Here is a 9,588-nt window from a genome sequence, read left to right on the forward strand (position 1 = left end):
GAGGAGATCGACGCGGCGCCCACGGTGGCCCCCGACCTCCCCGCAGCGGTGGACGAGATCCTGCGCCGGATGCGCGCCGTCCGTCCGTCCGGAGCCCGTACCGGGCGATCCGGCACCATCCTGGTGGTCCGCAGCGACTCCATCGGGGACGTGCTGGTCACCGGCCCGGGGATCCGGGCCGTCGCGGCCGGCGCGCAGCGGGTCGTGCTCCTCTGCGGGCCACGCGGCCGGGCCGCAGCCGAGCTGCTGCCCGGTGTCGACGAGCTGATCGAGTGGCCGCTGCCCTGGATCGACCGCTCACCCGGACCGGTCGACCCGGCGGACATCCGCGCGCTCACCGGCCGACTGGCCCAGGTCGGCGCCGGCGAGGCGGTCGTCTTCACCTCGTACCACCAGTCGCCGCTGCCCCTCGCGCTGCTGTTGCGGATGGCCGGCGTCCCCCGGATCAGCGCGATCAGCGACGACTACCCGGGCTCCCTGCTGGACGTCCGGCACCGGGTGCCCGTCGGTGTGCCCGAGCCGGAACGCGCGATCTCCCTCGCCGCCGCAGCCGGATTCGCGCTCGCGCCGGGCGACGAGCCGGCACTGCGGCTGCGAGACGACCTCCCCGAGGCCCCGACGACGGTGCTGCCGACCGGCGACTACGTGGTGGTGCACCCCGGCTCGTCGGTGCCCGCCCGGGCCTGCCCGGCCCACCACTGCGCCGACATCGTCGCCGCCCTGGTCGCCGACGGCCACCGTGTCGTCGTCACCGGCGGAGCGGACGAGCGGGAAGTCACGGCCCGGGTCAGCGCGGCCGGCGGCACCGACCTCGGCGGGGCGGTCGACCTGGCCGGGCTCGCCCGGATCCTGGCCGGCGCCCGCTGCGTGGTGGTCGGCAACACCGGGCCGGCCCACCTCGCCGCCGCGGTCGGCGTACCGGTGGTCAGCCTGTTCGCCCCGACCGTCCCGTTCGGGCAGTGGGCGCCGTACCGGGTGCCGACCGTCCGCCTCGGCGACGCCGGGGCGGCCTGCCGCGACACCCGGGCGGCTGTCTGCCCGCTCGCCGGCCACCCCTGCCTGTCCAACGTCGACCCCGCCGAGGTGGTCGCGGCCGTACGGGTCCTCGCCCCTGGCCCGCCTTGCTGACCCGCCACGCTCCGCCCCGACAGCCGCCATCGAGGAGAGAGATGAACGTACTGCTGTGGCACGTGCACGGCTCCTGGACGACGTCGTTCGTGCACGGAAGACACCGGTACCTGGTCCCGGTCACCCCCGACCGTGGCCCGTACGGGCTGGGCCGGGCGCGGACGTACGTCTGGCCGGCGAACGCTCTCGAGGTGACCCCCGACGAGTTGGGGCGGACCGAGGTCGACCTGGTCGTGCTGCAACGGCCCGAGGAACTGGAGCTGGCCGAGCGGTGGCTCGGACGCCGACCCGGCCGCGACCTGCCGGCGGTCTACGTGGAGCACAACACCCCCAAGGGCGACGTGCCGAACACCCGGCACCCGATGGCCGACCGCGACGACCTCCTGCTGACCCACGTCACCCACTTCAACGAGCTGTTCTGGGACAACGGCGGCACCCGCACCGCCGTCATCGAGCACGGCATCGTGGCACCGAGCGTGGAGTGGACCGGCGACCTGGACCGGCTCGCGGTGGTGACCAACGAGCCGGTACGGCGCTGGCGGGTCACCGGCACCGACCTGATGCCGCGGTTCGCCGCGGTGGCTCCACTGGACGTCTACGGCATGGGCGTGGCGGGCCTGCCCGACGCGCTGGCCGCCGCCGGTGACCGGGGCGGCCCGGTGACCGGCCACGAGGACCTGCCGCAGGACCGCATGCATGCCGAGCTCGCCCGGCGACGGGCGTATCTGCACCTGTGCCGGTGGACGTCGCTCGGGCTGAGCCTGATCGAGGCGATGGCCATCGGGATGCCGGTGATCGCCCTCGCGACCACCGAGGCCGTCGACGCGGTCCCGCCGGACGCGGGGGTGCTGTCCACCAGGGTCGACACGCTGGTCGAGGCGGCCCGCTGGCTCGCCGGTGACCGCGACGCGGCACACCGGCTGGGAGCGCGGGCCCGCGAGATGACGAAGCAACGGTACGGGCTCGACCGGTTCCTCGCTGACTGGGACCGGCTGCTGGAGGAGGAGACATGCGGGTCGCGATGATTTCGGAACACGCCAGTCCACTGGCCGTCCTCGGGGAGGAGGACGCCGGCGGCCAGAACACCCACGTGGCGGAGTTGGCGGCTGCGCTGGTCGGTGAGGGCCACGAGGTGCGGGTCTACACCCGCCGCGACTCCGCCGCCCTGCCCGAGGCGGTGTCCACGCCCGACGGCTACCAGGTCTGGCACGTGCCGGCCGGCCCGCCGTCCCGGGTGCCCAAGGACGAGCTGCTGCCGTACCTGGGCGAGTTCGGCAGCTGGCTGGCGGACACCTGGCGGCGCGGCGACTGGACTCCGGAGGTCGCCCACGCGCACTTCTGGATGAGCGGGCTGGCCACCGTGCACGCCGGGCGCCGCATCGGGGTGCCGAGCGTGCTCACGTACCACGCGTTGGGCACGGTGAAACGGCGTCACCAGGGCAGCATGGACACCAGCCCGCCGGGGCGGATCGGCTACGAGCGTGCGCTCGGTCGGGCCGTCGACCAGGTCATCGTGCAGTGCGCGGACGAGGTCCGGGAGCTGGTGCGGATGGGAGTGCCGCGATCCCGGATGACGCTGGTCCCCTCCGGCGTCAACCAGCAGGTGTTCCGTCCGGACGGCCCGGTCGCGCCGCGTGGCCCGGCTGGCGCACGCATCCTCACCGTCGGCCGCATGGTGGAGCGCAAGGGCTTCCTGGAGGTGGTCCGCGCGCTGCGCACGGTGCCGAACGCCGAGTGCGTGGTGGTCGGCGGCCCGCCGGCCGATCTGCTCGCGGCCGACACCTTCGCCCGTCGGCTCTCCGCGCTGGCCGAGTCGTGCGGGGTCGCCGACCGGGTCAAGCTGGTCGGCGGCGTGACCCGGGAGGAGATGGCCGCCTGGTACCGCTCGGCGGACGTGCTGGTCGCCGCCCCCTGGTACGAGCCGTTCGGGCTCACTCCCCTGGAGGGGATGGCGTGCGGGGTGCCGGTGATCGGCACGAACGTCGGCGGGATCGCCGACACCATCGTGGACGGGTTGACCGGTGACCTGGTGCCACCGCGCGATCCCCGCGCGCTGGGCACCGCGATCCGGCGGCTTCTCGCCGACAACGTTCGCCGCTTCGCGTACGCCTCGGCGGCGCTGGACCGGATTCGTTGCCTGTACTCCTGGAAACGCTGCGCCGAGCAGCTCGGCGGCGTCTACGCGGCGGTGGCCACGCTCACCCGTCCCGCCGGGGCGGTGGCGTGATGACCCGCCACGACACCCTCGACGCGCACCTCGCCGGGCTCGCCGCAGCGCTGCTGCCCTATCGCAGGGAGGCCGAACGACTCGCGGTCTGGGGCGACGAGCTGGCCTGGACCCTCGCCCGGGGCGGACGGATCCTGGTGGCCGGCAACGGTGGCAGCGCCGCCGAGGCCCAGCATCTCACCGCCGAACTGGTCGGAAAGCTGCGCGACGACCGGGAGCCGCTGTCCGCCATCGCCCTGCACGCGGAGACCTCCGCGTTGACCGCGATCGGGAACGACTACGGCTACGAGGAGGTCTTCGCCCGCCAGGTCCGCGCCCACGGCCGCCGCGACGACATCCTTCTGCTCATGTCCAGCAGCGGCAGCAGCAGGAACCTGCTCACGGCCGCCCGCGCCGGCCGCCAGACCGGCCTGCGCTGCTGGGCCTTCACCGGCCCGGCCCCGAATCCCCTCGCCGATCTGTGCGACGACGTGCTCGCCGTGCCGTCCCCGGACAGTCAGGTGGTGCAGGAGCTGCACCTGGTCTCGACGCATCTGCTCTGCGAGTTCGTCGACCAGGCGCTGCCGTTGGTCCGACAGCTGCGGACCGTCCCCGTGCCGCCGGTGCGGACCGGTCCGGCCGCGCCGGTCCAGGTCGGGTCGCCGGCACCGGAGACGGTGGGCCACCGGACGAACGGACATCCGCACAACGGCAATCCGCACAACGGGCATCCGCACAACGGGCGGGGTTTCACCGGCACCGGCTGGGCGGCGTCGTGACCGGGCGGCTCGTCGTGGTCGGCGACACCCTGCTGGACCGGGACGTCACCGGGACGGTCAACCGGATCTGCCCGGACGCCCCCGCGCCGGTGCTCGACGAACGCTCGGCCGTGGACCGCCCCGGTGGCGCCGGCCTGGCCGCACTGCTCGCGGCCGCGCACGGCACCGAGGTCGCGTTGGTCACCGGGCTGGCGGGGGACGCCGGTGGCGCCCGCCTGGCCGACCTGCTGAGCACCGTTGGGGTCGACGTCTATCCGCTGCACCTGCCCGGCGCGACCGGCGAGAAGGTCCGGCTCAGGGCCGGCGGACAGACCCTGCTCCGCCTGGACCGGGGCGGTGAGCCACAGCCGCCGGACGAACCGCCGGAGGCCGTGCTGGAGCTGCTGTCCCAGGCCCGAGCCATCCTGGTCAGCGACTACGGCCGGGGGCTGGTACGGCAACCCGTGCTGCGCGCGGCGCTCGCCGAAGCATCCGCGCCGATCGTGTGGGACCCGCACCCGCGTGGCCCGGCCGCCGTGCCGGGGGTCCGGCTGACCACGCCGAACCTGGCGGAGCTGCGGCACCTCACCGGCGACGCGGGCGGCGGTTCCGCGCTCTCCACCGCCACCCGGGCCGGGCAGGAGTTGCGGCGCCGCTGGCGGGTCGGAGCGGTCGCGGTGACGATGGGACCGGACGGCGCGGTGCTCTGCCACTCCGGCAGCACGCCACTGGTCGTCCCGCCACCAACCCCCCTCGACCGCGTCGAGGACACGTGCGGCGCCGGGGACCGGTTCGCCGCCTCCGCCGCCCTCGCGCTCGGCGACGGCGCGGCGATCTCCGAGGCGGTCGGCATGGCGGTCGCCGCCGCGTCGGAGTACGTGGCGACGGGCGGGGCCACGGGGTTGCACCGCGCGCCGGACCGCGACCCGAGGCCGGCCGCGGCGCGTACCGCCGAACAGGTGCTGGCGACGGTACGCGCCGACGGCGGGACCGTCGTCGCCACCGGCGGCTGCTTCGATGTCCTGCACGCCGGGCACGTCGCCACCCTCCAGGCGGCCCGCCGCCTCGGCGACTGCCTGGTGGTGTGCCTCAACTCCGACCGCGGTGTCCGGGGGCTCAAGGGACCGGATCGTCCGGTCAACCCGGAGGAGGACCGCGCCCGTCTCCTGGCAGCACTCGACTGCGTCGACGCGGTGGTGGTCTTCGACGAGCCGACCCCGCACCAGGTGCTGGCCCGGCTGCGGCCGGACGTCTGGGTCAAGGGCGGCGACTACGCCGGGGACGGCAGCCCCGAGCTGCCCGAGGCGGAACTGATCCACCGCTGGGGCGGGAAGGTCGTCACCGTCCCGTACCTCGCCGGCCGGTCGACCACCGCCACCATCTCCGCCGCGCGTCAGCGTGGCCTTCACCTCGTCAGGGGAGCGGTATGAGCAGGGACATGAACGGCAGGACCATCCTGGTCACCGGCGGATCCAGCGGCCTCGGCGCGGCCGTGGTGACCGCGGTGGCCAAGGCCGGCGGACGGCCGTACGTGCTGGACCGCCGGCCTCCGGGCGTCGAGGTGCCCTGGGTCGAGTGCGACCTGGCCGACGCCCGGGCCGCCGAGGACGCCACCCGGCGCATCGCCGAGCAGGCCGGTGGCCTGGACGGCGTGGTGACCGCCGCCGGCATGGACGTGCCGGGCCGACTGACCGACGTGCCGGGCGAGACCTGGGACCGGATCGTCGCGATCAACCTGCTCGGCACGGCCGCGGTGGTCCGGGCGGCGGTGCCGCACCTGGAACGCTCGCACGGCACGGTGGTCACCGTGGCGTCCACGCTGGGTGTCAAGGCGGTCAGCGACGCGACCGCGTACTGCGCCGCGAAGTTCGGCGTGGTCGGCTTCACCCGGGCTCTCGCGGCCGAGCTGGCCGGCGCGGTGGGCGTCACGCTGCTCATCCCCGGCGGCATGCGGACCGCGTTCTTCGACGACCGGGACGACAGGTACAAGCCCGGGCCGGACGCCGTGCTCAACGACCCGGCGGACACGGCCGAGGCGGTCCTGTTCGCGCTCGGGCAACCGCCCGGCTGTGCGGTACGCGAACTGGTGGTCTGCGCCGAGCAGGAGTCGTCGTACCCGTGATCCTGGTGCTGCGGGCGCTCGGCGTCGGCGATCTCGCCGCCGGGGTGCCGGCCCTCCGCGCGCTACGCGCCGCGTACCCCGACGAGGAGCTGGCGCTGGTCGCGCCCCGGTGGCTGAGCCCGCTGATCGACCTGGTGGGCGGCGTGGACCGGTTGGTCGAGGCGGACGGGCTGGGCCACCTGAGGTGGCCCGGCCCGCCGCCGGAGCTGGCGGTCAACCTGCACGGCCGAGGGCCGCAGTCGCACCGCATGCTCGCCGGGGTCGGGCCGCGCGGGCTGCTCGCCTTCGCCAACCACGAGGCCGGGCACGAGGACGGGCCACCGTGGCGCGCCGACGAGCACGAGGTGGACCGCTGGTGCCGGATGCTCGCCTGGTACGGCATTCCCGCCGACCGCGGTGATCTGGCGCTGGCCCGGCCCGTGGCCGGTGGACTGCGGGCCGGGCTCAGCGTCGTGCATCCCGGCGCCAAGGCGTCGCAGCGGCGCTGGCCACCGGAGCGCTTCGCGGCGGTCGCTCGGACGCTGGCCGGGCGGGGGCACCGGGTGGTGGTCACCGGCAACCCGGGGGAGCGAGGCATTGCTGAGGAGGTCGCGCGCCGGGCCGGGCTTCCCGACGACGCGGTGCTGGCGGGGCAGACCGGTCTCGGCGAGCTGGCCACCCTGGTCGCCCACGCTCGTCTGGTGCTCAGCGGTGACACCGGCATCGGCCACCTCGCCACCGCGTACGCCACCCCGTCGGTGCTGCTGTTCGGCCCGGTGTCACCCGCGCACTGGGGCCCACCGCCGGGCCGGCCCTGTCACGAGGCGCTCTGGGTCGGGCCGCGTCCGGCGGGCGACGGCACGGCGGTGCACACGGCGCTCGCCGAGCTGGACGTGCCGGCGGTGCTGGCCGCCATCGACCGCGTGACCCGGGCTTCCGCTCGTGCTGCCCCGCCGGCCCAGCCGGCACCCTCCGCCGTCCTGTGGGCGGAGGCTGCGCTCTAGCAGCCCGAGCGTTCAGGACCGCCGCCTGTGGGTGGCCTGCTCCACCAGTGTCTCGGCGACATCACGCAGCTTCTGGTTGGAGTCCTGGGAGATCTTGGCGAGCACCGCGAAGGCCTCATCGGCGCTGCACCGCCCGCGTTCCATGATGATGCCCTTGGCCTGCTCGATGACGGCACGGCTGCGCATCGCGTTGCGCATCTGCTCCGCCAGCGCGGCAGCGCTGTCATAGCGCTGTGCGTTGGCCACGGCGACCGCCGCGTGGCCGGCGAAGGTCTGGGCCAACTGGACGACCTCGGTGAAGGCCCGCGGCGCCCGGCCATAGATGTTCAGCGCGCCGACCACCGCCTCCTGGATGGGCAGAGCCACCGACAGAGAGCTCGCGGCCCCGGTGGCGCGTGCGCTCGCGGCCCAAGTCGGCCAACGGCGCTCCGTGGCCATGTCCTCGACCATGATGACGGTGCCGCTGCTGGCGGCATCCAGGCACGGGCCGCGGCCCTGCTCGTACTGCAACTCGTCGAGCCGCAACGCCAGGTCCCCGGTGTACGCCGCGGTGTACGACCTGGAGCCCTGAATCAGGGTCACCGACACGTCCTCGGACCCGGGCACCGTCTGTTTGGCGATCTCCGTGATCCTGACCAGGACGGCGTTGAGGCTCGCTTCGCCGTACCGGATCGTACCCAGCTCGATGAGGGCCTGGGTGAGATCGAGGGGTGCCTGTGGCATGCGTCTGGCGTCCTTGCGGAACGGGCGCGGTCGACCTCGAACGAAGCTGGACAGCGCGGGGCGGGCGGCCCGCGTGCAACGGACCGCTGTAGGACCCGACGTGGGGTCAGGACCAGCGCCGCTGCTTGACGCTCGTTCGCGACGTCTGTGCAGACGCGCTACCGAAGAGCATTTTACGATCCACACCGCACGGAGGGGCACTCGGGCAGCACGTGTGATCGGTTTGCCGGGACCTGCCCGACCGCGGGACCTCCGAGTCGTGACGCGAGCCGATCTCAGGCATGGCGGGCAAGGGGCGGCCCGTCATCGCTGCGGCCGGGGGCCGGTCGGCATGGCGTCCTGGGGGCCGTGTCGTCGGCCGCCACCGGCGGGACGAGGCCCTCTCGGCGGATGGGTGGAGCCTGGATGCCGAGGAGGTCGCCGACGCCCGTCACGCCGAGGATGTACCGGACGGTCGGCGATACGGCGGGCAGCGTGAGGACGCCGCCGGCACACGTGACCAGGTGTCGGGCCCGGAGCAGGGCGCTGATTCCGTGCGCGCCGAAGAAGGTGACCTCGGACATGTCCAGCGCCACCTGCTGCGGAGCGGGGCGTGCCGCGACCAGCGCGACCATGTCGACGAGCAGGTGGGCGCTGCTCATATCGACCTCGCCGGACGCGCGGATCAATGTGATTGGTCCCGCACTCGTCGCGGCGACGCACAGAATGGGTTCGCCCGCTGGCACGAGCCGTCCGAATGGCAAGTTGTGGCCCTCAGGCCCAGAACGCTGCATTGTGTGCGACATGTTTTCTCCGGGCAGGACTCGAATTTCTGTCGCCTTCGCCACGGCAGTTGCGGCGGGACGGCCGGTCGGGCACATGTCTTGACCCGTCGTCGACGGTACCTCTTTCCCGCCTGACACGCATCACGCGGCAACCGGCTGTGAACGTCCGCCACTAAAGATCGGCTTGAGACCCGCCAGACACCTGGCACCCTTCGGCCCGCGTTGTGGTGGGCGTCGTCGGTACGTGCCGTCCCGCTTCGGTGAGCCTCAAACGCAGCAGTTCGCGCACGAGAACTTGTCCTCCGGCGAGGGCTACGGCGACGGGGATCATCAGGCTGGTCAGTGCCAGGGCGGCGACAGTCCAGCCCGGCAGCCCGGCGGCGAGCGCGACGACGGTCAGCGCGGTGAAGACGGCCAGCTTGCGGCGGGTCCGCGACAGGGGGACGAGACGTGGCGTGGCGACGGAGGACATGGACTACTCCTTGCCGAGAACTACAGGACGACAAGCTGGGTGCCGGGCCGCCCGGCGTACCGGGCGGCCCGGCGAGGTGGGATCAGGTGAGCTTGCTCTTGACCTTGTTGGCGACGCCCCGCGCCATGCCCGGGTTGGTGCCGTACAGGCGAGGATCGCCGGGTGCGAGCACCGGTTCGGGGGCGTGGGCGCGGGGGCTGTGGTCGTAGGTGAATTCGCCCTTGCCGTCCGGGGTGGGGCCGGAGGCCCAGCGGCCTTCGGCGGCGTCCTGGCCGGGGGAGAAGTCGAGGTAGGTGTAGCTGAATTCCTTGGTGAACTCCTTGGAGTCGGTGAAGGCGTCGGGCACCGGCATGTCTTCCAGGCCGTCCTGTTTGAGTTGTTCGATGGCGGCGAGCCACATGTTCTGGTGCATGGTGTCGCGGGCCAGCAGGA

At 73.8% G+C, this 9,588-nt stretch carries 11 protein-coding genes; 7 read left to right on the forward strand and 4 right to left on the reverse strand.

Annotated elements, in window-relative coordinates; all coding sequences use genetic code 11:
- From EAD98_RS22875 to EAD98_RS22905, 7 genes are all read left to right on the forward strand, one after another.
- Positions 1 to 1,128 (forward strand): glycosyltransferase family 9 protein (locus tag EAD98_RS22875; RefSeq protein WP_147457469.1); only part of this gene is annotated, 1,128 nt, incomplete at its 5' end.
- A gap of 41 nt (positions 1,129 to 1,169) precedes the next feature.
- Complete coding sequence (locus EAD98_RS22880; RefSeq protein WP_121656073.1) at positions 1,170 to 2,153, forward strand: glycosyltransferase; 984 nt, start codon at positions 1,170 to 1,172, stop codon at positions 2,151 to 2,153.
- Positions 2,138 to 3,355 carry a glycosyltransferase gene (locus EAD98_RS22885; protein ID WP_121656074.1) on the forward strand — a complete coding sequence of 406 codons (1,218 nt, stop codon included), beginning with the start codon at positions 2,138 to 2,140 and terminating at the stop codon, positions 3,353 to 3,355. Before EAD98_RS22880 ends, EAD98_RS22885 begins: the two co-directional genes overlap by 16 nt.
- On the forward strand, positions 3,355 to 4,113 hold the full coding sequence (locus EAD98_RS22890; RefSeq protein WP_121656075.1) for an SIS domain-containing protein: 759 nt from the start codon (positions 3,355 to 3,357) through the stop codon (positions 4,111 to 4,113). The genes EAD98_RS22885 and EAD98_RS22890 overlap by 1 nt, the downstream gene beginning before the upstream one ends.
- Positions 4,110 to 5,522 (forward strand): PfkB family carbohydrate kinase, encoded by a 1,413-nt coding sequence (locus EAD98_RS22895; RefSeq protein ID WP_121656076.1) that lies wholly within the window; start codon positions 4,110 to 4,112, stop codon positions 5,520 to 5,522. Before EAD98_RS22890 ends, EAD98_RS22895 begins: the two co-directional genes overlap by 4 nt.
- Before the next feature lie 8 nt (positions 5,523 to 5,530).
- A complete protein-coding gene (locus tag EAD98_RS22900; RefSeq protein ID WP_121656077.1) occupies positions 5,531 to 6,214 on the forward strand; it encodes an SDR family oxidoreductase in 684 nt (227 codons plus the stop codon).
- Positions 6,211 to 7,197 carry a glycosyltransferase family 9 protein gene (locus tag EAD98_RS22905; RefSeq protein WP_121656078.1) on the forward strand — a complete coding sequence of 329 codons (987 nt, stop codon included), beginning with the start codon at positions 6,211 to 6,213 and terminating at the stop codon, positions 7,195 to 7,197. Before EAD98_RS22900 ends, EAD98_RS22905 begins: the two co-directional genes overlap by 4 nt.
- A 12-nt stretch (positions 7,198 to 7,209) precedes the next feature.
- On the opposite strand, the gene EAD98_RS22910 is transcribed toward EAD98_RS22905, so the two are convergent.
- The 4 genes from EAD98_RS22910 to EAD98_RS22925 form a co-directional block, all read right to left on the reverse strand.
- Positions 7,210 to 7,920: a GAF and ANTAR domain-containing protein gene (locus EAD98_RS22910; protein WP_121656079.1), complete on the reverse strand. Its 711-nt coding sequence runs from the start codon at positions 7,918 to 7,920 to the stop codon at positions 7,210 to 7,212.
- A gap of 275 nt (positions 7,921 to 8,195) precedes the next feature.
- On the reverse strand, positions 8,196 to 8,780 hold the full coding sequence (locus EAD98_RS22915) for an anti-sigma factor antagonist (protein WP_121656080.1): 585 nt from the start codon (positions 8,778 to 8,780) through the stop codon (positions 8,196 to 8,198).
- A 76-nt stretch (positions 8,781 to 8,856) separates the two neighbouring features.
- The gene (locus EAD98_RS22920) at positions 8,857 to 9,156 is read right to left on the reverse strand and encodes a hypothetical protein (RefSeq protein WP_121656081.1); all 300 of its coding nucleotides are present in this window, start codon (positions 9,154 to 9,156) and stop codon (positions 8,857 to 8,859) included.
- A gap of 82 nt (positions 9,157 to 9,238) precedes the next feature.
- On the reverse strand, positions 9,239 to 9,588 hold a 350-nt coding region (locus tag EAD98_RS22925; RefSeq protein ID WP_199723505.1), incomplete at its 5' end, for a manganese catalase family protein.

Source organism: Micromonospora sp. CV4 (assembly GCF_003667455.1).
Lineage (GTDB): Bacteria > Actinomycetota > Actinomycetes > Mycobacteriales > Micromonosporaceae > Micromonospora.